At 58.7% G+C, this 26,545-nt stretch carries 24 protein-coding genes; 7 read left to right on the plus strand and 17 right to left on the minus strand.

Annotation, left to right across the window (positions count from 1 at the left end; translation table 11 throughout):
- Window positions 1–43: 43 nt before the first annotated feature.
- From recG to K3754_RS10385, 4 genes are all read right to left on the minus strand, one after another.
- Window positions 44–2,134 carry an ATP-dependent DNA helicase RecG gene (gene recG, locus K3754_RS10370; RefSeq protein ID WP_259937076.1) on the minus strand — a complete coding sequence of 697 codons (2,091 nt, stop codon included), beginning with the start codon at window positions 2,132–2,134 and terminating at the stop codon, window positions 44–46.
- The gene (ligA, locus tag K3754_RS10375) at window positions 2,131–4,251 is read right to left on the minus strand and encodes an NAD-dependent DNA ligase LigA (protein ID WP_259937085.1); all 2,121 of its coding nucleotides are present in this window, start codon (window positions 4,249–4,251) and stop codon (window positions 2,131–2,133) included. The genes recG and ligA overlap by 4 nt, the downstream gene beginning before the upstream one ends.
- A gap of 90 nt (window positions 4,252–4,341) precedes the next feature.
- Entirely contained in the window at window positions 4,342–5,049 is a 708-nt protein-coding gene (ctrA, locus tag K3754_RS10380) for a response regulator transcription factor CtrA (RefSeq protein WP_203211128.1), read from the minus strand.
- A gap of 96 nt (window positions 5,050–5,145) precedes the next feature.
- Entirely contained in the window at window positions 5,146–5,424 is a 279-nt protein-coding gene (locus tag K3754_RS10385; protein WP_203211127.1) for a DUF1153 domain-containing protein, read from the minus strand.
- Window positions 5,425–5,548: 124 nt separating this feature from the next.
- Here K3754_RS10385 and mnmA point away from each other — a divergent pair, with 124 nt between their 5' ends.
- Entirely contained in the window at window positions 5,549–6,691 is a 1,143-nt protein-coding gene (gene mnmA / locus K3754_RS10390) for a tRNA 2-thiouridine(34) synthase MnmA (RefSeq protein ID WP_203211126.1), read from the plus strand.
- A gap of 106 nt (window positions 6,692–6,797) precedes the next feature.
- On the opposite strand, the gene lpxB is transcribed toward mnmA, so the two are convergent.
- The 7 genes from lpxB to K3754_RS10425 all read right to left on the minus strand — a co-directional run bounded on the left by lpxB (window position 6,798) and on the right by K3754_RS10425 (window position 13,269).
- Window positions 6,798–7,952, minus strand: coding sequence for a lipid-A-disaccharide synthase (gene lpxB / locus K3754_RS10395; protein WP_259937086.1), 1,155 nt, complete (start codon window positions 7,950–7,952; stop codon window positions 6,798–6,800).
- Window positions 7,949–8,749, minus strand: coding sequence for an LpxI family protein (locus K3754_RS10400; protein WP_203211124.1), 801 nt, complete (start codon window positions 8,747–8,749; stop codon window positions 7,949–7,951). Before K3754_RS10400 ends, lpxB begins: the two co-directional genes overlap by 4 nt.
- Window positions 8,746–9,528 carry an acyl-ACP--UDP-N-acetylglucosamine O-acyltransferase gene (lpxA, locus tag K3754_RS10405; RefSeq protein ID WP_259937087.1) on the minus strand — a complete coding sequence of 261 codons (783 nt, stop codon included), beginning with the start codon at window positions 9,526–9,528 and terminating at the stop codon, window positions 8,746–8,748. Before lpxA ends, K3754_RS10400 begins: the two co-directional genes overlap by 4 nt.
- Window positions 9,525–9,995, minus strand: a complete 471-nt coding sequence (gene fabZ / locus K3754_RS10410) for a 3-hydroxyacyl-ACP dehydratase FabZ (RefSeq protein ID WP_259937088.1) — start codon at window positions 9,993–9,995, stop codon at window positions 9,525–9,527. Before fabZ ends, lpxA begins: the two co-directional genes overlap by 4 nt.
- 75 nt (window positions 9,996–10,070) lie before the next feature.
- Window positions 10,071–10,637 (minus strand): OmpH family outer membrane protein, encoded by a 567-nt coding sequence (locus K3754_RS10415; RefSeq protein WP_259937089.1) that lies wholly within the window; start codon window positions 10,635–10,637, stop codon window positions 10,071–10,073.
- A gap of 4 nt (window positions 10,638–10,641) precedes the next feature.
- Complete coding sequence (gene bamA / locus K3754_RS10420; RefSeq protein WP_259937090.1) at window positions 10,642–12,999, minus strand: outer membrane protein assembly factor BamA; 2,358 nt, start codon at window positions 12,997–12,999, stop codon at window positions 10,642–10,644.
- A 144-nt stretch (window positions 13,000–13,143) separates the two neighbouring features.
- Window positions 13,144–13,269 carry a hypothetical protein gene (locus K3754_RS10425; RefSeq protein ID WP_259274286.1) on the minus strand — a complete coding sequence of 42 codons (126 nt, stop codon included), beginning with the start codon at window positions 13,267–13,269 and terminating at the stop codon, window positions 13,144–13,146.
- Between the two features lie 371 nt (window positions 13,270–13,640).
- Here K3754_RS10425 and K3754_RS10430 point away from each other — a divergent pair, with 371 nt between their 5' ends.
- Window positions 13,641–14,033, plus strand: a complete 393-nt coding sequence (locus tag K3754_RS10430; protein WP_259937094.1) for a RidA family protein — start codon at window positions 13,641–13,643, stop codon at window positions 14,031–14,033.
- On the opposite strand, the gene rseP is transcribed toward K3754_RS10430, so the two are convergent.
- From rseP to pyrH, 6 genes are all read right to left on the minus strand, one after another.
- Window positions 14,030–15,379 carry an RIP metalloprotease RseP gene (gene rseP, locus K3754_RS10435; RefSeq protein WP_259937099.1) on the minus strand — a complete coding sequence of 450 codons (1,350 nt, stop codon included), beginning with the start codon at window positions 15,377–15,379 and terminating at the stop codon, window positions 14,030–14,032. The two genes, K3754_RS10430 and rseP, sit on opposite strands and share 4 nt — an antisense overlap.
- A 4-nt stretch (window positions 15,380–15,383) precedes the next feature.
- A complete protein-coding gene (gene dxr / locus K3754_RS10440; protein WP_259937101.1) occupies window positions 15,384–16,559 on the minus strand; it encodes a 1-deoxy-D-xylulose-5-phosphate reductoisomerase in 1,176 nt (391 codons plus the stop codon).
- A 6-nt stretch (window positions 16,560–16,565) separates the two neighbouring features.
- A complete protein-coding gene (locus K3754_RS10445) occupies window positions 16,566–17,360 on the minus strand; it encodes a phosphatidate cytidylyltransferase (RefSeq protein ID WP_259937103.1) in 795 nt (264 codons plus the stop codon).
- 10 nt (window positions 17,361–17,370) lie between these two features.
- Window positions 17,371–18,123: a polyprenyl diphosphate synthase gene (gene uppS, locus K3754_RS10450; RefSeq protein WP_259937104.1), complete on the minus strand. Its 753-nt coding sequence runs from the start codon at window positions 18,121–18,123 to the stop codon at window positions 17,371–17,373.
- 93 nt (window positions 18,124–18,216) lie between these two features.
- A complete protein-coding gene (gene frr / locus K3754_RS10455; protein ID WP_203211113.1) occupies window positions 18,217–18,780 on the minus strand; it encodes a ribosome recycling factor in 564 nt (187 codons plus the stop codon).
- A 125-nt stretch (window positions 18,781–18,905) separates the two neighbouring features.
- Complete coding sequence (pyrH, locus tag K3754_RS10460; RefSeq protein ID WP_259937105.1) at window positions 18,906–19,634, minus strand: UMP kinase; 729 nt, start codon at window positions 19,632–19,634, stop codon at window positions 18,906–18,908.
- A gap of 98 nt (window positions 19,635–19,732) precedes the next feature.
- Between pyrH and miaA the strand changes: the two genes are divergently transcribed.
- From miaA to K3754_RS10485, 5 genes are all read left to right on the plus strand, one after another.
- Entirely contained in the window at window positions 19,733–20,623 is an 891-nt protein-coding gene (gene miaA, locus K3754_RS10465) for a tRNA (adenosine(37)-N6)-dimethylallyltransferase MiaA (RefSeq protein WP_259937106.1), read from the plus strand.
- A 104-nt stretch (window positions 20,624–20,727) separates the two neighbouring features.
- Window positions 20,728–21,513, plus strand: coding sequence for an AraC family transcriptional regulator (locus K3754_RS10470; RefSeq protein WP_203212120.1), 786 nt, complete (start codon window positions 20,728–20,730; stop codon window positions 21,511–21,513).
- A 262-nt stretch (window positions 21,514–21,775) separates the two neighbouring features.
- On the plus strand, window positions 21,776–22,861 hold the full coding sequence (locus K3754_RS10475; protein ID WP_203211110.1) for an ABC transporter permease: 1,086 nt from the start codon (window positions 21,776–21,778) through the stop codon (window positions 22,859–22,861).
- Window positions 22,862–22,873: 12 nt separating this feature from the next.
- Complete coding sequence (locus K3754_RS10480) at window positions 22,874–24,340, plus strand: ABC transporter permease (RefSeq protein ID WP_259937107.1); 1,467 nt, start codon at window positions 22,874–22,876, stop codon at window positions 24,338–24,340.
- A gap of 109 nt (window positions 24,341–24,449) precedes the next feature.
- Window positions 24,450–26,540 (plus strand): ABC transporter ATP-binding protein, encoded by a 2,091-nt coding sequence (locus K3754_RS10485; RefSeq protein WP_259937108.1) that lies wholly within the window; start codon window positions 24,450–24,452, stop codon window positions 26,538–26,540.
- Window positions 26,541–26,545: the final 5 nt, after the last annotated feature.

A 26,545-nucleotide genomic window follows, 5' to 3' on the forward strand; every position in this document is an offset into this window, starting at 1 on the left:
GAACTTTATGAGAACATTTGCGAACAAAATGGAACGTCAGAGGTTAACCAACTGAAATCAAACGAATAGCTTCATCCTGCCGCATGAGCCATAAAAGCATCCGGACCGCTTTGCCGCGTTCCGTTTCCAGTGCGGGATCATCGTTCAACAATTTTCGGGCATCTGATTGCGCGGTTGCCATCAAGCCCGCCTGCCTTTCAAGGTCTGCGACCTTGAACCGTGGCACCCCGGATTGCGCCGTCCCGATCAAATCGCCTGTGCCCCGCATTTGCAGATCAGTCTCGGCAATCACAAAGCCGTCTTCAGTATCACGCAGCACTTCAAGCCGGCGCTGACCGGTCTCGGACAGGGGGTGTTGATACATCAAAAGGCAAGTCGATGCCGCCTGCCCGCGCCCCACCCGACCGCGCAACTGATGCAATTGCGCAAGGCCAAATATTTCAGCCCGTTCCACCACCATGATGGTCGCGTTTGGCACATCGACCCCCACCTCGATGACGGTGGTGGCCACCAGAACCTTGGTCTTTCCCTCTTGAAAAGCCCGCATCGCCGCGTCTTTCTCGGCGGCGGGCATTTGACCATGGACCAACCCCGCCACCCCTTCACCCAAGGCCGCACGCAGGCGTTTGAAACGCTCTTCAGCGGCGATGAGATCGCTGGCCTCGCTCTCTTCAACCAATGGACAAACCCAATAGCATTGTCGCCCGTCCGCAATCGCGGCACGCAGGCGGTCAATCACCTGATCCAGCTTTTCCGTGCTGATCAAAGCGGTCTTGATCGGCTGGCGGCCCGGCGGTTTTTCGTCCAGCACCGAAACATCCATATCGCCATATTGCGCCAGCGCCAGACTGCGGGGGATCGGCGTCGCCGTCATCACCAGAATATCCGCCCTGTCCCCCTTCTGACCAAGCTCCAACCGCTGCCGAACACCAAACCGGTGCTGTTCGTCCACCACAGCCAACCGCAGATCGCGAAAATGCACATCGGCCTGAAACACCGCATGGGTGCCAACCAAAACCTGAATATCCCCGCGCTGCAGCGCGTCGATTTTGGCTTGTCTTTCCGCTCCCTTGTCGCGCCCAGTGAGAATTTCGAGAACCACACCGGCCTCTTCGGCCATAGGCCGCAGCCCTTGCAAATGTTGGCGGGCCAGAATCTCGGTTGGCGCCATCAAAACGCCCTGCCCGCCTGCCTCAACCGCGCGTAACAAAGCCAAGAACGCAACCAGCGTCTTGCCCGCACCCACATCCCCTTGCAACAACCGGTTCATCCGTTGGGCACTGGCCATGTCGGTTGTGATTTCCTCGACGGCACGGCTTTGCGCCCCCGTCGGCTTGTAGGGCAGTGACGCCAGAACCCGCGCTTGCAACTGGCCATCCCCATGGGTTTCGCGCCCCGATTTGCGCCGCTCCCGTTGGCGTGCGAGGGCCAGCGTAATCTGGTGGGCGAAAAGCTCATCATAGGCCAGCCGTTCACGCGGGGACGCGGTTGCGGCCAGATCAGACAGTTTTTCCGGATCATGCGCCGCACGGACAGCATCCGCGAACCCCGGCCAACCAGCCGCCTTTTTCTGTTCTGAATCAACCCACTCCGCCATTTCCGGTATCCGGCTGATCGCGGCGCGGGTGGCCTTGTACATCAGTTTTTGCGTGATCCCGCTGGTCAGCGGATAGACCGGCTCAAACGCTGGAATGTCGCTTAGGTCATCTTCCGGCACAGCAAAATCCGGATGGACCATTTGGGCGACACCGTCGAACAGTTCCACCCGGCCTGACACGATCCGCCGAGACCCCTCCGGCAGTTGCCGTGCCAAATAATCACCCCGCGCATGAAAATACACCAATTGGAAACTGGTTTGTGCATCCTCTACGTGAATCCGGTAAGCACCATTGCGATTGCGTGACGGACGATGGGCCCCAACGGTGATCGCAACCGTCAGAGTTGCCGGCAAAAGGGCATCTTTGACGGTGACGGAAAGGGCGCGATCGATGCCTGAATAGGGCAATGTAAACAACAGGTCACGGGGTGCAGCGACACCAAGTTGTGCAAAATGCTGCGCGGTCTTCGGCCCGACCCCGTCAAGGGTTTCAAGGCCGGCAAAAAGCGGGAAAAGTGGCTCCGGCCGAGTGCTCATGCGCCCTCGATCAGGGACAGCCAGCCGTCCTCGTCCAAGGTTTCTATCCCAAGTTCCGCCGCCTTTTTGGCTTTGGATCCCGCGCCCGGGCCCGCGACAAGGATATCTGTCTTGGCACTGACCGATCCGGACACCTTGGCACCAAGCCGTTCGGCACGGGCTTTGGCTTCAGCGCGGGTCATTTTTTCCAGTGTTCCGGTGAAAACCACAGTTTTTCCGGCAACCGGGCTGCCGCTGGTGTCGGCCCGCTGCGCCGGTTTGACCGAAAGATGCGCCACAAGCCGATCAATGGACGCGCGTTCGGCCTCTTGGGCAAAGGCGCTGACCAACGATCCGGCCATGACGGTGCCCACGCCATCCACGCCGATGAGGTCGACCCAGGCGTTGCTGTCCGGATCCGCCGCAGCCACCACAGCGCTTTCGAAGGCCTCCCAGGTGCCGTAATGCAGCGCGAAGAGGTTCGAGGCTGCCTCTCCGACATGGCGAATGCCAAGGGCAAAGATTAACCGTCCCAGCGGGATATTTCGTTTGTCGTCAATCGCGTCAAAGAGATTGGCAGCGGATTTTTCTCCCCAACCTTCACGGTTTTTGAGCTGTTGCAGCCCCTCGCCGAAGCGCTTTCTCAGTGTGAAAATATCCGCAGGTTCCGCGATCCAGCCATCGGCGTAGAATTGTTCGATCTGTTTTGCACCAAGACCGTCGATGTCGAAGGCACCGCGTGATACAAAATGTTTCAATTTTTCAACAGCTTGCGCCGGGCAAATCAATCCACCTGTACAGCGGCGCACAGCATCTCCCGGCTCCCTGACGGCTTCTGATCCACATTCGGGGCAGATGTGCGGGAACGCATAGGGTGCGGCGTCCGCCTCCCGTTTGCTCAGATCTACATCGGCAACTTTCGGGATCACATCGCCCGCACGATAAACCTGTACCCAATCGCCTACCCGGATGTCCTTGCCCTGGCGAATTTCTGCGCCCTTGCTGTCAAACCCTTTGATGTAGTCCTCGTTGTGCAGGGTCGCGTTTGACACAACAACGCCGCCCACTGTCACCGGATGCAAGCGCGCGACGGGCGACAATGCACCTGTGCGGCCAACTTGAATATCGATACCCTCCAGGCGGGTCCAGGCCAGCTCTGCCGGAAATTTATGCGCAATGGCCCAACGCGGCGTGGTTGAGCGAAATCCAAGCCTGCCCTGAAGCGCCAGATCGTTCACTTTATAAACGACGCCATCAATGTCATAGCCAAGCGTTGCGCGCTGGGTCTCGATCTTGGCATAGTGGTCCAGCATCTGTTGCGGCCCATTGCACAAAGTGGTGAGCGGGTTTGTCGAAAACCCAAATCCACTCAACCGTTCAATCGCCCCCATTTGCGTATCGGCCAGAGGATCAGACAAAGCGCCCCAAGCATAGGCGAAAAACCTCAATGGGCGCGATCTGGTGATTTCGGTGTCCAATTGCCGCAGCGATCCGGCCGCGGCGTTTCGGGGGTTGGCAAAGGTCTTGTCGCCCTTGTCTTGCTGTCTGTGGTTGAGGGCATCAAAATCGGCATGGCTCATATAAACCTCACCGCGCACCTCAAGAACCGACAGATCGGTCTCGATCTGGTGTGGCACATCGGCAATGGTTTTTGCGTTTGCAGTGACGTTTTCACCCGTTTCGCCATCACCGCGGGTGGCCGCCTGCACCAAAACGCCGTTCTCATAGCGCAAGGAAAGGGACAGACCATCAATTTTGGGCTCTGCCGTGTAACGCAAAGGCGCATCCGCCGCCAGGCCGAGGTACTTCCGAATACGTCCATCAAATTCGCGCACGTCTTCCGCATCAAAAGCGTTGGACAAGGACAGCATCGCCACTTCATGGGCAACTTTGGAAAACCCTGCGGCGGGCGCGGCCCCCACTTGTTCGGTTGGGCTGTCATCCCGTTTCAACTCGGGGAAACGAAGCTCAATTGCAGAGTTACGGCGCTTGAGCCTGTCATATTCTGCATCCGAAATGTCAGGGTCATCTGCGCCATGGTAGGCATTATTTGCAGCCAACAGGATCTGCGCCAGACGGGCCAGCTCTGCTTCAGCCTGGGTTTTGCTTAGCGCATCAACCGCTATTTCGGATGTCACGGCCCTGCCCCTTTTTGCCTGTTCCAGTCACCCCTTAGATAGGTGGCAGGGCACAGCAGGTCTAGCAGTTTCCGCCCCGGTCTTGGCCGGTTATCCGGTGGCAGCAATGTCCATGCTTGCCGGTTCCGGATCGCGCAGGACATAGCCGCGCCCCCAAACCGTTTCGATGTAATTTTCGCCACCCGTCGCCAAGCTGAGCTTTTTGCGCAGTTTGCAGATGAAAACATCAATGATCTTCAACTCAGGCTCATCCATCCCGCCATAAAGGTGGTTCAGGAACATCTCTTTGGTCAGCGTCGTGCCTTTGCGCAAAGATAACAGTTCGAGCATTTGATATTCTTTTCCGGTCAGGTGCACCGTGGCGTCATCCACGCTCACCGTCTTGGCATCCAGATTGACGGCAATCTGCCCGGTTTTGATCACCGATTGCGAATGCCCTTTGGACCGGCGAATAATCGCATGGATACGGGCAACAAGTTCTTCGCGGTGGAAGGGTTTTGTCAGATAATCGTCTGCCCCAAAACCGAAACCCTTGATCTTGCTTTCCGTATCGTCGGACCCTGACAGAATCAGAATGGGCGTCTCAATCCGGCTGAGCCGAAGCTGGCGCAGCACCTCATGGCCGTTCATATCCGGCAAATCGAGATCCAGTAAGATCAAATCATAATCATACAGCTTGGCCAGATCGATGCCTTCCTCCCCCAGATCGGTCGCATAGACATTCAGGTTTGCATGGGTCAGCATCAATTCAATGCTTCGAGAGGTCGTTGGATCATCTTCAACAAGCAATACGCGCATTTGGTTCCTCCGCACGGTCATTACGACATTGGACTGGATCGTGAACAAAAAAGGTTAACCACCCGTTACCCATGTGGATAACATTACGTTAACAACTTAAAGTTGTCTATATTTTTGTACCGTAGTCGCCTTGAGCGCCGCCTCACCATGATCTGTAACCGCGCGCACCCATTCAACAAATTCCTCTTCACTGATCTGATAACGGCGCAACGCTTCGGCTTGCGTGATCAAACCATACAAAACCCCGCGCACCACCGCCGCCTTGCGTGATGCCACCCAGCGCCGGGTCTGCGCCGGCGGAAGATCCGCCTGGCTCATCACCGTGCCATCCGCAAGGGTCACGGATCTGGGCCCATCCACTTTCTTGAGAAACATCAGCCACTCCAAATTGCCGCGGCTTAGGGATGCACCCAGCCTCCTTAACGGCAGGTGAAGCCCCCCCCTTGTGAGTGCATAGGATTTTCCTATATTCCCCACTAACGCCTCCCGGAGACTTGCAATGCCCCTTGACCAGACCCCGCCGCTCAATTCCTTGGGCTTTGCCAAAGCGCCCGCCGACACGCGGGTGGTCGTCGCTATGTCCGGCGGTGTGGACAGCTCCGTTGTGGCGGCGATGCTGGCCGAAGAAGGCTATGACGTGGTTGGCGTGACCCTGCAGCTTTATGACCACGGCGCGGCATTGGCCAAGAAAGGCGCCTGTTGCGCCGGGATCGACATTCACGACGCCCGCCGCGTGGCCGAAGACATGGGTTTTCCCCATTACGTGCTGGATTACGAAAACATCTTTCAGGATGCCGTGATCGACGAATTTGCCGACAGCTATCTTGCCGGGGCAACCCCTGTGCCCTGCATCCGTTGCAACGAGCGGGTCAAATTCAAAGATCTGCTGGAAACAGCCAAAGACCTCGAAGCGGACTGTATGGCGACGGGCCACTACATCCAGCGCAAGATGGGCCCGGACGGGCCGGAGCTGCACAGCGCAGCTGATGCCAGCCGCGATCAAAGCTATTTTCTGTTCTCCACCACCCCGGAACAGCTCGACTTCCTGCGCTTCCCGCTGGGCCATCTGCCGTCCAAGGACGACACCCGCGCCCTGGCCGCCAAATACGGGCTCAGCGTGGCGATGAAACCGGACAGCCAGGACATCTGCTTTGTGCCCAATGGCGATTACGCTTCGGTGATCCGCAAACTGCGCCCCGAAGCGGCCGATCCGGGCAATATCGTTGATCTGGACGGCAATGTCCTGGCAAAGCACGAGGGTGTGATCCACTACACAATCGGCCAGCGCCGCGGGCTTGGCATCGGCGGACTGGCCGATCCGCTTTATGTGGTCAAACTGGACGCCGACCGCAAGGAAGTGGTGGTTGGCCCCAAATCCATGCTCGCCACACGCCGCGTGCCGGTGCGCGAGATCAACTGGCTGGGCGACATGCCCCTGACCTCCCAGAAAGAATGGCCCATCGCGGTCCGGGTGCGATCCACCCGCCCGCCACGCGACGCAATCCTGCGCCCGATCACAGACACCACCGCGGAGGTGGAACTGCTCAGCGCCGAGGAAGGCATCTCTCCCGGTCAGGCTTGTGTGTTCTATGACCCGAACAGCAGCCGCATCTTTGGTGGGGGCTGGATCCACAAAGGCTAGCCCAGGCCCCACCTGCGCCCTTTTTGGCCCCAAATACTTCAGGGGGTCTGGGGGACAGCGTCCCCCATCCGTAAAACAGATAGAATCGCGCCGCAAGGCGCGGCCATTACGGCAACCGGCCTAAAACAGCCTGCGCCGCGCGCAGTCCTGGCGCTGCACCGCCCTGCCCCAAACGCTGCATCGTCAGGGCCATCGCATCCAGTTGCATTTGCGGGTCATCCAGAACCTTCAACGCTGCCTCGGCAATGGGTCCGGGTCGGCAATTTGCGCCAATAAACTCCGGCACCGCACGGGTTTCCGACACCAGATTGACCAGTGTCACCGTGTCGATCTTGACCATCCGGCCAATGATCTGGCGGCTGAGCCAATTCATGTCATAGGCGATCACCATGGGTGTGGCCGCCGCCGCCAGTTCCAGCGATACGGTGCCAGAGGCCGCGACCGCCACATCGGCGGCGGCAAAGGCGGCCCGTTTTTGCGCCTGCGCTGCGCTGAGTTCCATCTCGGTGGGGTCCAGAACGATCGGTCGCCCTTCCCAGGTGCGCATGGCCCGGCGCACATCTGAAGCAACCGGCCCGGCTGCGGGCACCACGATGCGCAGATCCGGCCGCGCCCGCACCAATCGGGCGGCAACCTGTTGGAAGATCGGCAGCAAACGGCTCACCTCGCTGCGCCGCGATCCGGGCAGGATCAGTGCAAGCGGCGCATCCGCCAGATCCATCGATGCCCGAAACGCAGCAATTTCATCGGACTGGGCCACAGGTTCCGCAACCACCGGATGTCCGACAAAATCACAGGCCATGCCTGCCGCTTCCATGAAGGGGGGCTCAAAGGGTAAAAGCGCCAGAACATGATCGACCCAACGGGCCATTTTCTCTGCCCGTCCCGGACGCCACGCCCAGACGGAAGGCGCCACGTAATGCACTGTTCTGATGCTGCTTTTGGCCTTAACCCGACGCGCCACGCGCAGCGAGAAATCGGGGCTGTCGATGGTGATCAAAACATCGGGTGCGGTGTCGATCACCGCCTGCGCGGTCTCGTTTATCCGCGCCATCAAAGCCCGGTACTTCGGCAGGATCTCTGCCAGCCCCATGACGCTCAATTCGGTCATATCGAAACGACTGACCAACCCCTGGGCCATCATCTCCGGCCCCCCGATCCCGTCGAACTGCACGTCCGGGCGCAGCTCCTTTAACCCTGCCATCAAGGCCCCGCCCAGCTTGTCGCCAGACGGCTCCCCGGCAAGGATAAAGACCTTCACCCTTCGCCCCCGCGCCGCACCCATAGCACGAGACCCAGCTCATCGGCCAAGGCGGCGCAACGGTCCTGATCGAGGATGATCACATCGCCTGCATCCACCACCACACCGGCCAGACCGGCGGCATGGGCGGCGGTCAGGGTGTTTGGCCCGATGGTGGGCATGTCGATCTCACGTATCTGGCCCTCTTTGGGCCCTTTGCACAGGATCGCATCGGCGCCTTTCGCCTCGGGCGGCAATGTGGACAGCAGATGATCTGTGCCGCCAATGGTTTCGACGCCCAGCACCTGTTCGCGGCCAATCACGCAGGCTTGCCCGATGTCGAGCGGGGCCAAACCGGCCAGAACCGCCTCACCCTTGGCAGCATCCTTGCGCATTTGCGCATTGGGCCATTTTTCAGACAAGACCCCTTGCTGCGCGACCAGGTCGGGCAGCAATTCGTCCGCGCCAACCACGTCAAACCCGGTTTGTTCAAAGATCTCCATCAGGATCTGCAACGCGCCATTGTCGCCTGCGGCCAGAGCCTTTTGAAACAGCGGTACCAGCGGTAGCGTTTCTGCGTCCAGCTTGGACGGGTCCAGCGCGGGCCGGTCGATTGCTCCGCAAAAGCAAACCCTTGTGATGCCGCGCTCGCCCAGTTGCACCAGCAATGTGCCAAGGGTTTCAAGACGGAAAGTCAGATCAGCGGACACGCTGTCGGGCAACATGCCTTCATAGCCGCAGATCAATGGCGCCTGATCCTGCGCGGCGGCGACTTTGGCGGGCAGATCGCCGCGCCCTGCGATCAAGGCCAGCGTCATTTCGGGGTCAGGAAATTGCGGCTGCTGTCGGCGGCCACAAAATCAACAAGCTGGCGCACGTAGTCGCTTTCGGTTTCTTCACCAAGACGGCGGGCGCGGTCATGAAATGTGCCTTCGCCCTGGGCGAGCATCTGAAAAGCGGCGCGCAAGGCAGTGATATCACTGCGGGCCACGCCGCGGCGTTTAAGCCCGACAAGGTTAAGCCCATCCAGATCGCCGCGCGGGGCCTGCACCAGCCCATAGGGGATCACATCGTTGGTCACCATCGTCACGGCCCCCACGATGGCACCCTGCCCGATGCGGACAAACTGGTGAATGCCCGACAGGCCACCGATGATTACGTCATCCTCCAGCACGCAATGGCCGGCCACCGCGGCGCTGTTCACAACAATCACCCGGTCGCCGATGATCGCGTCATGGGCAATATGACAGCCAGCCATGAACAAGCCGTCGTCGCCAACCTTGGTCAAACCGCCGCCACCCTCAGTGCCGCAGTTCATGGTGACATGTTCGCGGATGCGGTTGCGCTTGCCGATCACAAGGCGGCTGGCCTCGCCCTTGAACTTCAGATCCTGGGGGATTTCGCCAATCACCGCGAATGAAAATATTTCGGTGCCTTCGCCAACTTCGGTCTGGCCGGTGACCACTACATGGCTTTTCAGTACCACGCCTGCATGCAAGACGACCTGGGCACCAACCACGCAAAATGGCCCCACCAGGGCGGAGGGGTCAATCTGCGCCCCGCCTTCGATCACCGCTGAGGGGTGGATGTTGCTCATGCGCCCTCTTTCGGCAGATCCAGCATCGCCATAAACTCCGCCTCAGCGGCCATTTCGCCCTCGACGGTGGCCACACCGGCAAATCGCCAGACCTTGCCGCCCGGTTTGCCCCGCACAGTCTTCAGGTCCATGCGCAACACATCGCCCGGCACAACCTTGCGGCGGAATTTGCATTTGTCGATGGACATGAAATAGATCAACATTTCCTTGTCCATCTGTTCCAGCGCCACACCAACCATCACGCCTGCGGTCTGCGCCATCGCCTCGACAATGGTGACGCCCGGCATGATCGGCGTGCCGGGGAAATGGCCCTGAAAATGCGGCTCGTTCATGGTGACGTTCTTGTAGCCCACTGCGGAGGATGTGCCGTCGATCTCTTCGACTTTATCGACCAGCAAAAACGGATAACGGTGCGGCAGGATGCGCTGAATCATTTGAATGTCGGCGCGCAATTTCTCTTGGCTCATGGAATGTCCTTTGATTGCAAGGGCGTATAACAGGGCTATCAACTCAGGCCCATTGGGGCAAGCATCAGATCGGCGCTACTTCGGCTCGATCCCGCTGCCCAATGTTTCATCCAGTAACGCGATGGCGGCGTCCGTGATGTCGATCGCGTTGGCACTGTAGAAAACCGACCGTCGCTCAAGGATCACCACGGCGCCGCTCCGGCGCATCAGTTGTTCCATGACCGGTGCCGCGGCCCCCAAAAACACTTCCCGCTCTTTGTCGAGCAGTTGGTTCAGATCGCGTTCCTTGGCAGCCTGTTCCTGCCGGATGGTTTGCACCTTCTGATCAAACTGGTCCGCCAACGCGCGAAATTCTTCTGCCGGCAAGGTCGGGCGCAGATCGGTCAATTCACGCTCTTCTGCCTCGAGCTCTGCCTCGATCTGGCGAAAATCAGCGGCCAATTCTGCTGCCTTGCTTTCCACCTCGCCCGCCACGCGGCGGCCAAAGGCACTTTCGAGAAAGACCCGGTCCGAATCCAAAGTCAGCAAAGGGCTTGAGATGGACCCGAGATTGAGACTGCTGCCACCTTGTTGCTGTGCATATGTGGGTGTGGCCCCAAGCAGGGCCAGCACCGCAATGACGCAGGCAAAAGGCGATTTCATCGCCCTAGAACTCGGTGCGCAACGTGACCTCAAAGCTTTGTTCCTTGTCAAAGGTCTCGCTTTTCAGGGCCTTGGAGACATTGAACTGCAGCGGACCGACAGGGGTTTGCCAGAACACAGACAGGCCGACCACATGGCGGAAGGAACCGCTTTCGCCAACGACGGTTCCGCCGTTGTAGTTCACATCGCTGAGATCCCACAGGTTGCCAACGTCGTAGAATACGCCGCCGGTGATCCCGTATTCTTCGGGCAGACCAAGCGGGAATTCCGCCTCGAACCGCGCCGCGACGTAAAGGTTGCCGCCCAATGGGTCATTGGCTGTGCCGCTCACGTCGCGCGGGCCAATGCCGCCCGGCTCAAAACCGCGAATGATCGACGGGGTCAGGATAAAGCGGTCCACGATGCGGTTGGTGCCTTCGGACCACGCCAATGCGCCGCCCTCAAGGGTCGCCCGCAAAGTGACCTCTTCGTTAAAGATCTTCTTTTCCCCAACAACCTTCGCCGTGGTGCGAATGAATTTGCTGTCGCCGCCAAGTCCGGCAAAATCCTGGCTGAATTTGAACAACACGCCCGACGTTGGGTCGAGACCGGTGCGCCGGGTGTCAAAGGTGTATTCATAGCCGATGGAAGACGACAGTTGCGCGCCGGCTGCGATGTCGCCCGCCGCCGTAAGGCCATGAACCGGCACCTCACGTGCCACTGTTTCGATCTCTTCTGCGGTGTAGCGCAGTTGCAGACGGCCATTTTCACTGACCGGGAAGGTCAGGCTGGGTCTGAACACGAAATTGTTGGTGTCGTAAGAGAAATATTGCGAATCTGTTTCGGCATAATCCAGCTCAAGACCAAACGCCAAATCACGGCCCAACAGGCGTGGTTCGGTGAATTTAATCCCGTACCGCTTTGCATCTGACGCTGTGGAAAGCGACAGGCCAAGCCGTTGTCCGCGCCCGAGGAAGTTGTTCTCGGCAAAGCTGATCACAACACCAAAGCCGTCGTTGTTGGAGAATGTCCCGCCAAAGTTCAAAGACCCGGTTGGTTTTTCCTCGACATCCACATCCACAACAACCTGTTCGCCGCTGCTGCCTTCGCGGGCGTTCACCTGAGCGGTTTCAAAGAACCCAAGTGCGCGAATGCGTTCGGCGGCCTGCCGGATTTCACGCGGGTTGAAGGGATCGCCTTCAACACTGTCAAATTCACGGCGGATGACGCGGTCAAGCGTGGTGGTGTTGCCCTCGATATCGATCCGTTCCACGAACACGCGCGGGCCACGGCTGAGGACATAGGTCACATTCAGCGTCAGATCGCGGTCATTGCGCTCGATCCGTGGCTCAACGCGCATGAAGTCCACACCATCGCGGATCGCCTGACGTTCCAGACGGGCGATGTCCGCCTCAACCACGGTGGGTGAATAGATCTTACCCGACCGCACCTTGATGATCTTGCGATAGACGTCGGCATCCACATTCGGCATCTCGGAGACAACATTCACTTCGCCAAAGCTGAACTGCTGGCCCTCGGTGATGTTGTAGGACACGAAGAAACCGTCGCGCTCTTCGGTCAATTCGCCGTTCACCGCGGTGGTGCGCATATCGACGTAGCCGCGAGACAGGTAGAAATCGCGCAGCATCTGTTTGTCAGCCTCAACACGGCTTTCAACAAAGGTATCCCGGCGCACCAGACGCCGGAACAAGCCAGCCTGTTTGGTACCAAGCACCCGGCGCAGACGGCGGTCCGAATAGACGCGGTTGCCGGAGAAGCTGAGCCGTTCAATCTCGACATTGTCGCCTTCGAAGATTTCAAACACCAGATCCACACGGTTCTGGCTGCGGCGGATGATGCGGGGCTGCACACGTGCGGCGATCCGGCCATCGTTGGCATAGGCCTCGACAATTGCGGCTGCGTCCGCCTCGGCCTGGGCCGGGTTAAACACCCGCCGCTCGGTCGAGGTGATCACCCCTTGCAGGTTGTCGTCCTTGATCCGCTTGTTGCCCTCAAAGCGCACGCGGTTCAGGGTCGGCAGTTCGGTAACCGTGATCACCAATGTGCCGCCACGCGGCTCAATCGCGACCGTTTCGAACAATCCGGAGTTTTGCAGGTTCTGGTAGGCGTCATTCAGCTGACCGCCTGACACCACCGCCCCGCGCCTGATTCCGGCCCGCGACAGGATCGCGCTGTCGCCGATCCGTTCGTTTCCGTTGATCACAACCGAGTTAAACCGGTACTCCTGCGCCACCGCCTCGGCGGCTGGAACCAGCCAAGCCACTGACAACAAAGCGCAAACAGAAGCGCCCCGAATTGCGTTAGCGAAATCTTTCTTTCGCGCCTGTTTCACAGGCACACCGCCCCAGGTATTCAGCCTCATGGTTCAAACCCAATTTTGCGACATCCATTGCCAACCTGAGTACGCAGGTTAACGCGGATTGTCAAAACCCGGACAAGCAAAAAAGCACTACATTATGCAGTGCTTTTCAAAGTCGAAACATCATGAAGTGGTCTGGCAAAAGGATCAGAGCGATCCGATGAACGCCCCGGCCGCCAAAGCGGCACCAATTGCACCAATGTAGAGCAGACGATCCATGTTGATATCCGCCAACAGGCTAAGGCCGCGATAGGATTGCTGAAGTGTGTGCATGGGTCTGCTCCGATTTACCTGAATCGGTTGTATCCGGGCAATGCGGCATGATTTTGATCAATTGTGGCGTTTTTGGGGCAATGCGGTGAATGCTTACTTTCTTTAGGTTGCTTTGCGATCAAGGCCGGGGTGCAGAGAATATGCTGAATATCGGGTTTGTGGACTTTGCTGCCCATAAGGATCCGTCGCGCCCGAACCGAGGGGCAGGAAGCAAAGCGCCCGCCCCGTGGGGGCGGTTCGGGCGCTGCCAAATCGGAGATTTGGCAAATCGTGCTCCGTTTCTAAGGGCATTTTGGGCTCATACCCGACATCTGACTGTTCCGCATTGCCGGACCTATTGATACCCTAAAACCCTCAAAAAGGATCCTCCCATGCCGAAACGCGCCATCATCCCTGCCGCCGTGGCCGCCGCCGCAGAGGCGCTCAATATGTCGCCCGGCATTGTCTCAGGCGATCATCTGTATCTGACCGGCACAACCGGATCAGGGCCGGATGGCGCAATGCCCGGCGATCCCACCGCCCAGTTTGAGCAGGCCTTTGCCAAGATCGGCATGGTTCTGGCCGAGGCCGGTCTGGGCATGGATGCGATTGTCGAGATGACCAGCTATCACGTGGGTCTGCGGGATCATTTTGATGATTTCGACGCGGTGCGCCTGTCAGTCTTTAACCCGCCCTACCCGGCCTGGACCGCCGTTGAGGTGGCCGGTATTCGCCGGGAAGGGGCTGTGGTTGAAATCAGGGTGATCGCGTCCATGCGCCCTTAGGGGCAGAACAGATCATTGCCAAGCGCGAAGATCATCAGGGATAGCACCAGCGTCAGACCGATCGTCATCAGCACCCGCAGTGCCTTATCGCTCGGCGGTTTTCTCGCAACGGCCTCATAGGCGTAGAACACCAGATGCCCGCCATCCAGCGCCGGGATCGGAAAGAGGTTAAGCAATCCGACAGCCGTGCTGAGCACTGCGATAAAATAGATGAAGGATTGCGCGCCCTGGCTGGCCATGGCGCCGGAGGTCTGGGCGATGCCGACCGGCCCGGACAGGTTGCAGGTGCTGATATTGCCGATAATCATTTGCTTGAGCCCCGAGATGGAGCCGGTGATGATCCGCCAGGTGTTTGCCACGCCGGTCGTTGCCGCCGCGCCCAATCCGGGCGGTTCGGTGGCCGTTTCAAAGGCCATACCGCCCGCGATCCCGATCCGCACAGAGCGTTTGAAGGTGCCATCTTCCTGCGGTTCATCCACCACCTTGGGTGTCATGGTGAAAGGCAGGTTTTGGCCCTCGCGCCAGACGGTCAGCTCCAGCGCCGCCCCTTCGGAGGCTTCGACCACCTCTTTGAGCTGGGCAAAGGCAAAGATCTCTCGGCCATTGATCGCCGTGATCACATCCCCCGGTTCCAGGCCGGCGGCATAGGCGGCCGATTGTGGCAGGACCTGCAACACGAGCGGCGGCATGACATAGGGACCGGTTACCGCTTGTTTCCGGCCGTTGCGCTCCACCTCATAGGTCAGCACAGGTTCTTGGGGGACTGTGCCCAGGAAGGATCCATAGGCCGGATCTTCGATGGATGGCACCTTGAGACCGTTGATCGCAAGGATCTCGTCACCTGCTTGCAACTCGATGCCCTGCTGGGGCAGATCGCGCAATTCACCCACTGTCAAAGGGTCTTTGGTCACGCCAACGGTATAAGCGATCGCCCCGAAAATCAGGATCGACATCACAAAGTTGAAGACAGGGCCGGCCGCCACCGTGGCCGCACGGGCCCAAAGCGGGGCGCCATGCATAGTGTGGCGCAGTTTGTCTGGATCGTCTGCCACGGCCGCCATCGCCGCCTCGTCCTTGCCTGACGCGGCATTGGCATCGCCCGCGAATTTCACATAACCGCCCAAAGGCAGCGCAGCAATTTGCCAGCGGGTGCCGCGTTTGTCATGACCGGACCAGAGGATCGGACCAAAGCCAAGACTGAACACATCGGCATGAATGCCGGACCAGCGGCCCACGATGTAATGGCCGTATTCATGCACCGCAACAATCACCGACAGTGCAACAACAAAGGCCACGATGGTCCAGATCAAGCTGCCAAATTGCGGAAGAAGTCCAAGAATGTCCAAAATGCTACCCTGCTCTTTTGTTGATCGCGGCTTGGGCCGCCTTACGTGCCAAATGGTCTACTTGGAGGACGTTATCAAGTGTCATGGTGTCATGAATGAGGCTGCTGTGCCCTTCCATCTGGTCCAAAGTCTGATCGACAACCTCGGCCATCTGCACAAAATTGATCTGGCCGGCAATAAATCCGTCCAGCGCCGTTTCCTTGGCCGCGTTGAACACGGCGCCGGTCATGCCGCCTGCGGCCATGGTTTGCCGTGCCAGCGACAAGGCCGGCCAACGGCGGTCGTCGGGGTTGCGAAATTCGAATTGGCCGATAGCGGCAAGGTCCAGCCGCTGCACCGGCAATTTCGCCCGTTTGGGGTGGTGTAGCGCAAAGCCGATGGCATGGCGCATGTCGGGCGGGCCAACATGGGCCATCAAGGCCCCATCCACAAAACCGACCAGTGCGTGGATCATGGATTGCGGATGCACCAGGACTTCGATCTGGTCGGATCTAACGTCAAAGAATTCTTTTGTCTCAATGACTTCCATCGCCTTATTAAACATAGAGGCGCTGTCGATTGTGATCCTCTGGCCCATATCCCAATTGGGATGGCTTGAGGCCTGATCAAGCGTTGCCTCCGCCAGTTTTTCAATCGGCCAATCCCGGAACGCGCCGCCACTGGCAGTGATGATCACCCGCTCCACAGCGGCAATGTCCTCGCCGATCAGCGCTTGGAAAATTGCGGAGTGTTCACTATCTACGGGCAGAATTTCCGCACCGCTGTCCGCTACGGTTTGCAGCATCAGCGCGCCTGCACAGACCAGCGATTCCTTGTTGGCCAGCGCCAATGTGCCGCCCTGTTCCGCCGCTGCAAGCCCTGGTGCGAGACCCGCCGCGCCGACGATGGCAGACATGGTCCAATCCGCAGGACGGGAGGCGCATTCGGTGATTGCCTGCGCCCCTGCCGCCGCGGCAACTTGCGTTCCGGCCAAAGCATCGCGCAGATCATGCAGAAGATGATCATGGGCCGTGACCGCAATGTCTGCATTCAGTGCAATCGCATCTGCCGCCAGTTGCGCGATATTGCCCGCGCCGGTCAGGGCAACAACATCATAGGCGTCCAGATCACGGCGGATCAGATCAATCGTGTTCTGCCCGATGGAGCCCGTCGCCCCCAGGATCGAAACCTTGCGCGGCATGCGGGCCTACCCAAGCCCCGGAGGGAAACCAATAAACTGGCCAATGATCAGCAGGAACACCGACGCGCCCAGCATGCCATCAAACCGGTCCAGCAAACCACCATGACCCGGGATCAGGTTTGAGCTGTCCTTGACGCCCATGCGCCGTTTCATCCCGGATTCGGCGATGTCGCCCATCTGCGATGCCATTGAAACCGCGATGGAAATCCCGATCAGTTGCAGGCTCACCTCGGTGTTGATCGAAAACAACAGGCCCACAACCGCAGCGCCAATCCAGCCAGCGCCGGTGCCTGACCATGTTTTCTTGGGGCTGACCTTTGGCCAGAACTTCGGACCGCCAAAGGTTCGTCCGGCAAAATAACCAACCACATCCGTGACCACAACAACCAGCACCAGCCACAGCATCCAGCCAAAGCCAAGATCGTCACGCACCTGCATCATGCCATAACCGGACAGCAGGATCATGACCGAAAAAGCCATATAAATCGTGCGGTTATGACTGAGTTGACCAAAACCGATCAGGGCCGGTGCCAGCAACACCGGCAGGGCAAAGCCAACCGGCAGATAGATCGCCAGAAACACCGCCGCGCCGGTCAATGCACCCATTTGCAATTGCACGTGCCGCGCACCGGGGCGCAGCATGCCAACCAGTTCCCAGACCATCAGCCCGCAAATGATCGCGACCAGCACGTGAAAGACATGGCCGCCAAACCAGATGCCAAGCAGGCCAACCACCACCATTGCCGCGCCGGAAAACATCCGCGCAGAGAGATCAGACCATTGTTCAGGGTTTTTGGCCATTGTCTTTTCCTCAGGTTTTCACTGCGCCAAAACGCCGATCCCGTCCGCCGAATGAGGCGCAAAGACTGCCAAATTCCTCGCGGGTGAAATCGGGCCAAAGCGTGTCAATAAACTCATATTCCGCATAGGCCGATTGCCATAGCAGAAAGTTAGATATCCGCGCCTCGCCGCTGGTGCGGATCACCAGGTCTGGGTCCGGTAAAACGTAAGTATCCAAATACCTTGGCAGAGTTTCTTCATCCACCGACTCTGGGTCTAGCCGCCCTGCCGCAACATCCTGCGCCAGCCGTTTGGTGGCGCGGGCCACCTCGTCACGGCCACCATAGTTGATCGCGATGGTGAGATTGACCTTGTCGTTATGGGCGGTCGCAGCCTCAAGGTCGTTCATCAGCTTGATCAGCTTGTCATCAAGGCGCAGCCGGTCGCCGATGAAACGGACGCGCACACCATCTTCGCTGAGGGCGCGGGTTTCCTTGGTGATGTAGCGTCGGAACAGGCTCATCAGACCGGCCACTTCGACCTGCGTGCGCTTCCAGTTCTCTGTCGAAAAGGCAAATATCGTCAGGTACTTAACGCCAAAATCCGGACAAGATTGGACGATCTCCCGCACCCGGCGCGCACCTGCATGGTGGCCAAACAGGCGCGGGCGACCACGCTGTGTGGCCCAACGGCCGTTGCCATCCATGATGATCGCAACATGGCGTGGACCGCCCGGTGTGATATCGGGCTCCGGGGTCTGGTCCGCCTCTTGGGGGATGTTCATGGCGTGCGGTGCTCCGCTTGAGGGGGCGTGGGCGCAGTGCCACGGCTGTTGTCCCAGAAAAAAGGCCGCCCTTGGGACGGCCCTGTAGCAGGGTCAGACCTGCATGATCTCGGCTTGTTTGGATTCGAGTTGTTCGTCGATCATCGCGATGAACTTATCCGTCAAATCCTGCATTTCGGTTTCCCAGAACTTCTGATCGTCCTCGGACATGCCATCGGCCTTGGCCTTTTTGATCTGGTCCATTCCGTCACGGCGCAGGTTGCGGATCGAAACGCGGGCATGTTCGGCATATTGCCCCGCCACTTTGGTCAGATCGCGGCGGCGTTCTTCGTTCAGCTCGGGAATGGGCAGCATGATGATGGTGCCGTTGAGCTGTGGATTGATGCCAAGGCCGCTTTCGCGGATTGCCTTTTCGACCTTTCCTACCAGACCTTTGTCCCAAACATTGATGGTGACCATGCGCGGCTCTGGCACGTTGACGGTGCCGACCTGATTGATCGGGGTCATCGACCCGTAAGCATCAACCATCACGGGCTCAAGCATCGACGCAGACGCGCGGCCCGTGCGCAGGGACGAAAATTCAGTGCGCAATGCGCTGATCGCCCCGTTCATGCGGCGCTCAAGGTCGTCAGTGTCCAGAATAAATTCATCTGCCATGGGGTTTTCTTATCCTCAATTCGGGCTCAATTCAGGCGCGGACCGGCCATTTGGCCCTCGGAACACGCGTTGGTACAAGTATAAATCAACAGTTGGGACAATGACCAGTGGGCATTCGCCCGGCCCTAGCCGTGCACGCGGGTGTAGGTGCCCTCGCCCGCCAGAATGCCGCGGAAGCCGCCCGGCTCATCCAGCGAAAAGACAATAATCGGCAGGTTGTTGTCACGGGCCAGTGCGATGGCCGATGCGTCCATAACGCCCAGCCGTTTGGCCAGCACATCATCATAAGACACGTTGTCATAGCGCTTGGCATCGTCAAATTTGTTCGGATCCTTGTCGTAGACGCCGTCAACCTTGGTGCCCTTGAAAATCGCCTCGCAGGACATCTCGTTGGCCCGCAGGGTCGCGGCGGTATCGGTGGTGAAATAGGGGTTGCCGGTACCGGCGGCAAAGATGCAAACCCGTTTCTTTTCAAGGTGCCGCACGGCGCGGCGGCGGATATAGGGCTCGGCCACTTCGTTCATGGTAATCGCCGAAATGACCCGTGTGTGAATGCCCAGACCTTCCAGCGCCGATTGCATCGCCAGCGCGTTCATCACCGTGGCCAGCATGCCCATGTAGTCCGCCGTTGTCCGCTCCATCCCCTGCGCGCTGCCTTGCAAGCCGCGAAAGATATTGCCGCCCCCGATGACCATGCAGATCTCGACGCCCATCTCATGCACGCTTTGCACTTCGCGGGCGATGCGTTCAACAGTCGGCGGGTGCAAGCCAAAGCCCAGATCCCCCATCAGCGCCTCTCCTGAAATCTTCAGCATCACGCGGTTGAAACTGGTCTGCGGGGTGTCTTGGGACATGGTGGCACCTTTCGGAGGGCTCTGGGGTTTTCATTTGGGCGCAAAATGTCGCAAATGGCGGCAAGGTTCAATGTAAAGCATCAGGTCTGCCCAAAGAAATGCCGCATCAGACGTCTTCTCAATTCGAAACCCTGCTGGATCGGCTGTCACCAGAGCAACCTGTTCTGATCGCGGGGCCGACGGCATCGGGCAAATCGGCGCTGGCGCTTGAAATCGCGGCGGCGCAGGGCGGCGTGGTTGTGAATGCGGATGCCAGTCAGGTTTACGACTGTTGGCGGGTGATCACCGCGCGGCCCACAAAGGAAGAAGAGGCGCAGGCGCCACATCTGCTTTATGGGCATATACCGGCCACGGCGCCTTATTCGACAGGGCATTGGCTGCGCGAGGTGGTGCCCTTGCTGGCGCAGGGGCCACGCCCGATCATTGTAGGCGGCACCGGATTGTATTTTTCTGCGCTGACACAAGGCCTTGCCGAGATCCCCGCCACCCCGCCGGAGGTGCGTGAACAGGCCGATGACCTGCCGCTTGAGGTGCTTTTGCAAGGGGTGGATGCTGCGACACTGGGCAAGATCGATGTCCAGAACCGGGCGCGTGTGCAACGCGCATGGGAGGTGCAGCAAACCACAGGCAAACCCTTGGTAGAGTGGCAAAAACAGACCGGTCCGGCCCCGTTACCCTTGGATCACTGCGTTCCTGTAGTCTTTGACGTGGACAAGGATTGGCTCAACGACCGGATCGCGCGGCGCTTTGATTTGATGATCGAGCAAGGCGCATTGGAAGAGGCAGAGGCCGTGCGCGGTGTCTATGATCCTGCCCTGCCCGCCCACCGCGCCATCGGTGTACCCGAGCTGATGCAATATCTGAACGGAGATCTGACGCTGGATCAGGCCAAACGAAACGCGGTGATCGCGACCCGCCAGTTTGCCAAACGGCAGCGGACCTGGATGCGCTCCAAAATGGCCAACTGGCACAAGATCACCCGCGGGTAGTGGCTTTGCCTGCAGCATTGACTTGCATTTTACACACAATTGCCCCTTTATTCCTTCAAGAAATTCCATTCGAATTTCAATAAAGCGATAATTGCATGATCCCGATGACAACCGACATCCAGGTTCTGACCCTTGCCCAGCTCAGCGGCGGGCAGGATTGGCAGGTGCAACTGGCCCATGACCGGAGCCATCATCTGTTGGTCTGGATCACCCGTGGTCAGGGGCGTGCGCTCTTGGATGGGCTGCGGCGCGGTATCGGGGCGCATAATGCCCTTTGGGTACCTGCGGGGGCATTGTTTTCTTTGGATATGGGGCGGCAAAGCATGGGACAGGCGGTGCTGATCCCGCAAGGCACCCCGCTGCGCTTGCCGGAGATGCCCCGGCATCTGCGCATTCGGGATGTCACGACCCAATCGGAACTGACCGCATTGATCGAGGCCGCACATCGCGAGCAATCGCAGCGACGGCCGCTGCGCCAGGATGCGCTTGAGGCCCACGCCGCGCTGATCTCGGTCTGGTTGCGGCGGCAGATCATGCAGGATGAACATGTCCCTGACCGGCGCAATGCTGCCGGACGGCTGAGCCAACGCTATTGCAACCTGTTGTCTGCGGGTTATCAAACCGGGGCAAGCATGGCAGCCTATGCGGATGAATTGGGTGTGACCTCGACCCATCTGACCCGCGCCGTGAAATCGGCGACCGGAAAAACCGCGGCGGATCTGTTGACCGAACGGGTGCTGCATGCCGGACGCAGCCTGTTGGGTGAGACCACAGAGCCGGCCAAAGACATCGCACGACATCTCGGATTTGGCTCAGCCGCGTATTTTACCCGCTTTATTCAGCATCATACAGGAATGCCGCCCAGCAAGCTGCGGCAAGGCTCCCAATAAATCTGCGGTAAATGTCACATTTTCAAAAATCGAAAATGTCGTTTTTAGAATGATGTGATGTCGTAAAATTCTAATTTTTTGCCGGAACCTGACATTGACCTGACGCAAGCGATGGTGCCTCATGGGCCCGATGGGAGAGCTACGAGGCGCGGTCTGCGCCTCGTGGAAGCGGTATTGTACGCACGATACCGCAGATCAAAATGGCCACAGGCCAATCAATTCCAGCGGGACGAACCCGCTGCGCCACCAACAGGGGCACGACATGGGACTATTTATTCTGCGCCGCCTGGGCGTGATGATACTGACGGCTCTTTGCCTGACGTTCATCGTGTTCTGGCTTACAAATCTTTATCCAAACCTCGAAAAACTGGCCAAGACACAAGGCAACTTCCGGATGTCGGACGAAGCTGTGTCGTCTTATCTGGGTGACCGCGGCTATCTACAGCCGATGCCGGTCAAATTTGGTCAATGGCTGGGCGTGATGCCCGGCTGGGTGACTGAGAAGGACGAAGGCAAAACCTTCGGGCGCTGCTTTTCAGAAGGCACACCAGAGGCCGAGCGGCCCACCCGCTGCGGAATTTTGCAAGGCGACTGGGGGTTTTCTACCGTTTTCAAAGATGAGGTCGGATCGACCCTGATGACCCGGCTGGCGTTGACGGGCAAATTGATGTTCTGGGTTTTGATGTTGATGGTGCCATCGGCGCTGATTGTCGGGGTTCTGGCAGGGATGCGCGAGGGATCCAAGCTGGACCGGTCGCTTTCGACCTTCTCGATCGCGACGACGGCCACGCCTGAATATGTATCCGGCGTTATCTTTATCGCGGTTCTGGCGTCATCGAAATTCGGCGTGTCGCCGATCCTGGCCGAATGGGGCTGGATCGACGGCAAGACGCTGTTCTTTGGCTCTGCCACCAAGGCGATGGATGATGCCAATTTCTGGAACTTTTTCCTGCCGGTGCTGACCATTTCGCTTTACGGGATGGGCTATATCGCGCGGATGACGCGGGCTTCGATGACCGAGGTGATGACGGCGCAATATATCCGGACCGCGCGCCTTAAGGGTGTGAAGTTCTCCGATATCGTACTCAAACACGCGCTGCGCAACGCGCTGATCGCCCCGTTCACGGTGATCATGTTGCAAATCCCGTGGCTGCTGAACGGTGTGGTCATCGTTGAGACCCTGTTCAACTACAAGGGTTTTGGCTGGCTTCTGGTGCAGGCGGCATCGAACAACGACATTGAATTGCTTTTGGCGGTCTCTGTTGTTTCTGTTGTGGTGGTTCTGGTGACCCAGCTGATTTCCGATATCGGCTATGTTTACCTCAACCCACGCATTCGCATTTCTTAAGGGAGCAAGGACATGGAACCTTTGACATGGACGGGCTCTCTGAGTGGGCTGAATATTATCTTTACCGCAGTGCTGGTCCTGCTGGTGCTGGGAATCGTGGGGCAAATCCTGATTTCCTTTGTGCCGCAATCTGACACCCGCGCCGTGGCCGGTGACGGCACTTTGGCCAGCAATCAGGGCGCCAGCGGCTTTATCAACATGGTCGTGAACTACCTGTTCTATGCCACCGTGGGGCTGGCGTTGATCTATCTGGTGCTAGGCATCGTGATGGGCACCGGCGCAGGTATCATCGGCGGCATGGCCCGGCAGCTTTTGCCGGTCTGGACCGCCCTGATCGTAACCTTCGTGTTGTCGATCACCTTCAAACGGAACCTCGGCCTTTATGGCAAGCTGTTTGACAGCACCGTAGGCATGATCGGGTTTGCGATCGTGATGTTCTGGGTGTTCACCGGCATTATGGGCGGTGTGTTTGACCTTCTGGTGACGCATGACAGCCTGAGCCAGGTGTCGGGCATGAAGAACAAATTGCCCGGAACGCCCCTGCGCGGCGCAGAAGAGGGTGACTACCAGTGGTTCCTGCTGGGCGGTGACAACCTTGCACGGGATGTCTTTAGCCGCCTGATCAAGGGCTCGTGGGTGGTTGTGAAAATCGCGCCCTTTGCGACGCTCTTTGCCTTCATGGTCGGGATCACACTGGGCCTGCCTGCCGGATACTATGGCGGCCGCCTGGACACGATCCTGAGCTTTCTGGCCAACCTGATCCTCGCCTTCCCGGTGATCTTGCTGTTCTACCTGCTGGTGACACCCGAGATCGTGCTGACCGGTATCCCGAACTATATGGCGCTGTTCCTATTCATCTTCCCGCTGGTGTTCCTGGCGATCTTGCTGAACTCGCGGTTCTACACGCAGCCAAGTTTCCGCACACCGCTTCTGATTGTGGTGTTGGGGGTTGGCGCGTGGCTCTACCTGTCGATGGTGTCCAGCAATGGCACGATTGTGGAGACACCCAACTATTCCATCCCCGGTATTCCGGCGGCGCTGGACTTGTTTGACATCGGATCTGGCATCCTCGTGGTGTTTGTGTCGGTGGTGTTTGTGAACTCGCCCACCGTGTTTCGTATCGTGCGCGGTCTCGCGCTGGATATCAAAACCCGTGACTATGTGGCGGCGGCGCAAACCCGTGGTGAAGGACCATGGTATATCATGCTGTGGGAGATCCTGCCCAACGCACGTGGGCCGCTGATCGTCGATTTCTGTCTGCGGATTGGCTATACCACCATCCTGCTTGGCACCTTGGGCTTCTTTGGTCTGGGTCTGGAATCGGAAAGCCCGGATTGGGGCAGCACGATCAACTCAGGCCGGCGTCTGTTGTCGCTGTATCCGCACGCGGCCATCGCGCCCGCGCTTTCGCTGCTCAGCCTCGTCCTGGGTCTGAACCTGTTGGCGGATGGTCTGCGCGAAGAAAGCCTGCGCGACTGATTGAAAGAGTTGGACCGGGGGCCAGCCCCCGGACCCCCGGAATATTTACGGCCAAAAAGGCAAAGGGGATATTCCCCGCAGATTTTGGCCCCTCCCGAAGGAGAGTAGAATGGTAAAAGATGCATATGACGGTCCAATTCTGGAGATCGACAAGCTTTCGATTTCGTTTTTCACAAGGCTGCGGGAAATCCCTGCGGTGATGGATTTTTCCGCGACGGTTCAGCCCGGTGAGGCGCTGGGCCTTGTGGGCGAATCCGGCTGCGGCAAATCCACAGTGGCGCTGGGCGTGATGCAGGATCTGGGCAAGAACGGCCGCATTGTCGGCGGTTCGATCAAGTTCAAGGGCCGCGATCTGGGAGAGATGAGCGATGACGAGTTGCGCGACATTCGCGGCTCCGAGATCGCGATGATCTATCAAGAACCGATGGCGAGCCTCAATCCGGCAATGAAGATCGGCAAGCAGTTGATGGAAGTGCCGATGATCCACGCCGGCATGAACGAGAAGGACGCCTATGACCGCGCCCTGCAGGTGGTTACGGATGTGAAACTGCCCGATCCCAAACGGATCCTGAATGCCTATCCGCACCAGTTGTCGGGTGGCCAGCAGCAGCGGATCGTGATCGCGATGGCGTTGATGTCAGAACCGTCCCTATTGATCCTGGACGAGCCGACGACGGCGCTTGACGTGACGGTTGAGGCAGCTGTCGTTGAGCTGGTCAAGGAACTGGGCACAAAGTACGGCACATCGATGCTGTTCATCAGTCACAACCTTGGTCTGGTGCTTGAGACCTGTGACCGGATCTGCGTGATGTATTCCGGCGAAGCGGTCGAACGGGGCTCTATCGAGGATGTGTTCGACGAGATGCAGCACCCCTATACGCAGGCGCTGTTCCGGTCGATTCCGCTGCCCGGTGCGGACAAGAATGCCCGTCCCCTTGTGGCCATTCCCGGCAACTTTCCCCTGCCCCATGAACGCCCGCCAGGATGTAACTTTGGCCCGCGCTGCGATTATTTCGAGGCGGGGCGTTGTGATCAGGGCTACATCCCGATGCAGAATGTCGCGGGCAATGACCGTCATTCCACGCGCTGTTTGAAATTCGAGGAGATCGACTGGAAAGCGCCATTGGAACTGGCAGAGGTCAAAACCAAAGGTGATGTCGGCAAGGTTGTCCTGAAGATGGACAAGCTGAAAAAATATTACCAGGTGGCAGCTAATGCGATGTTTGGCGGCGGTGACACCAAGGTGGTCAAGGCCAACGAAGAGTTGAGTTTTGAGGCGCGCGAATCCGAAACGCTGGCGATTGTGGGCGAATCCGGTTGCGGCAAGTCCACCTTTGCCAAGGTTCTGATGGGTCTTGAGACCGCCACCGAGGGCAAGATCCTGCTGGATGGCGTGAATATTGGCGATGTGCCTATCGAGGACCGCACCACCAAGAATGTCGCCGATGTCCAGATGGTGTTCCAGAACCCGTTTGACACGCTCAACCCGTCGATGACCGTGGGCCGGCAGATCATCCGCGCGCTGGAGATCTTCAAGGTTGGCAAGAACGAAGCCGAGCGGCGCCAGCGGATGCTGGAACTGCTCGATCTGGTGAAACTGCCGCGCGAGTTTGCCGATCGGATGCCACGGCAGCTGTCCGGTGGTCAAAAGCAACGTGTGGGCATCGCCCGCGCCTTTGCCGGGGATGCGCGGATTGTTGTGGCGGATGAGCCGGTGTCGGCGCTTGACGTGTCCGTGCAGGCCGCGGTGACAGATCTGTTGATGGAGATCCAGCGCGAGCAAAAGACCACCTTGCTGTTCATCAGCCACGACTTGTCAATTGTGCGCTATCTCAGCGACCGGGTCATGGTGATGTATCTGGGCCATGTGGTTGAGCTGGGCAGCACCGATCAGGTGTTCTCGCCGCCCTATCACCCCTATACCGAGGCTTTGCTGTCTGCGGTGCCGATTGCCGATACCTCAGTCAAGAAAAAGCACATCGTGCTTGAGGGCGACATTCCATCCGCAATGAACCCGCCACCGGGTTGCCCGTTCCAGACGCGGTGCCGCTGGAAATCGGAGGTGCCGGACGGGCTTTGTGAACGCGAGGTTCCGCCCATTCGAGAGATGGCCGACGGGCATCAGGTCAAATGCCATCTGAGCGATCAAAAGTTCTCAGAGATGGAGCCGGTGATCGAAGTGGGAGTCGCGGCAGAATAAAGCAA

Origin of the sequence: Sulfitobacter sp. M368, from assembly GCF_025141875.1 — a bacterium.
Lineage (GTDB): Bacteria > Pseudomonadota > Alphaproteobacteria > Rhodobacterales > Rhodobacteraceae > Sulfitobacter > Sulfitobacter mediterraneus_A.

Coding starts and splice junctions, on each gene's coding strand:
- bamA (WP_259937090.1), bottom strand. CDS start 12,999: ATGAGGCTGAATACCTGGGGCGGTGTGCCTGTGAAACAGGCGCGAAAG.
- K3754_RS10400 (WP_203211124.1), bottom strand. CDS start 8,749: ATGACGCTGGCCTTGATCGCAGGGCGCGGCGATCTGCCCGCCAAAGTC.
- K3754_RS10385 (WP_203211127.1), bottom strand. CDS start 5,424: ATGTTTCTCAAGAAAGTGGATGGGCCCAGATCCGTGACCCTTGCGGAT.
- uppS (WP_259937104.1), bottom strand. CDS start 18,123: ATGAACATCCCCCAAGAGGCGGACCAGACCCCGGAGCCCGATATCACA.
- ctrA (WP_203211128.1), bottom strand. CDS start 5,049: ATGCGCGTATTGCTTGTTGAAGATGATCCAACGACCTCTCGAAGCATT.
- recG (WP_259937076.1), bottom strand. CDS start 2,134: ATGAGCACTCGGCCGGAGCCACTTTTCCCGCTTTTTGCCGGCCTTGAA.
- mnmA (WP_203211126.1), top strand. CDS start 5,549: ATGCCCCTTGACCAGACCCCGCCGCTCAATTCCTTGGGCTTTGCCAAA.
- K3754_RS10480 (WP_259937107.1), top strand. CDS start 22,874: ATGGAACCTTTGACATGGACGGGCTCTCTGAGTGGGCTGAATATTATC.
- lpxA (WP_259937087.1), bottom strand. CDS start 9,528: ATGAGCAACATCCACCCCTCAGCGGTGATCGAAGGCGGGGCGCAGATT.
- K3754_RS10430 (WP_259937094.1), top strand. CDS start 13,641: ATGCCGAAACGCGCCATCATCCCTGCCGCCGTGGCCGCCGCCGCAGAG.
- K3754_RS10475 (WP_203211110.1), top strand. CDS start 21,776: ATGGGACTATTTATTCTGCGCCGCCTGGGCGTGATGATACTGACGGCT.
- K3754_RS10415 (WP_259937089.1), bottom strand. CDS start 10,637: ATGAAATCGCCTTTTGCCTGCGTCATTGCGGTGCTGGCCCTGCTTGGG.
- K3754_RS10445 (WP_259937103.1), bottom strand. CDS start 17,360: ATGGCCAAAAACCCTGAACAATGGTCTGATCTCTCTGCGCGGATGTTT.
- miaA (WP_259937106.1), top strand. CDS start 19,733: ATGCCGCATCAGACGTCTTCTCAATTCGAAACCCTGCTGGATCGGCTG.
- frr (WP_203211113.1), bottom strand. CDS start 18,780: ATGGCAGATGAATTTATTCTGGACACTGACGACCTTGAGCGCCGCATG.
- pyrH (WP_259937105.1), bottom strand. CDS start 19,634: ATGTCCCAAGACACCCCGCAGACCAGTTTCAACCGCGTGATGCTGAAG.
- dxr (WP_259937101.1), bottom strand. CDS start 16,559: ATGCCGCGCAAGGTTTCGATCCTGGGGGCGACGGGCTCCATCGGGCAG.
- fabZ (WP_259937088.1), bottom strand. CDS start 9,995: ATGAGCCAAGAGAAATTGCGCGCCGACATTCAAATGATTCAGCGCATC.
- K3754_RS10470 (WP_203212120.1), top strand. CDS start 20,728: ATGACAACCGACATCCAGGTTCTGACCCTTGCCCAGCTCAGCGGCGGG.
- K3754_RS10425 (WP_259274286.1), bottom strand. CDS start 13,269: ATGCACACACTTCAGCAATCCTATCGCGGCCTTAGCCTGTTGGCGGAT.
- K3754_RS10485 (WP_259937108.1), top strand. CDS start 24,450: ATGGTAAAAGATGCATATGACGGTCCAATTCTGGAGATCGACAAGCTT.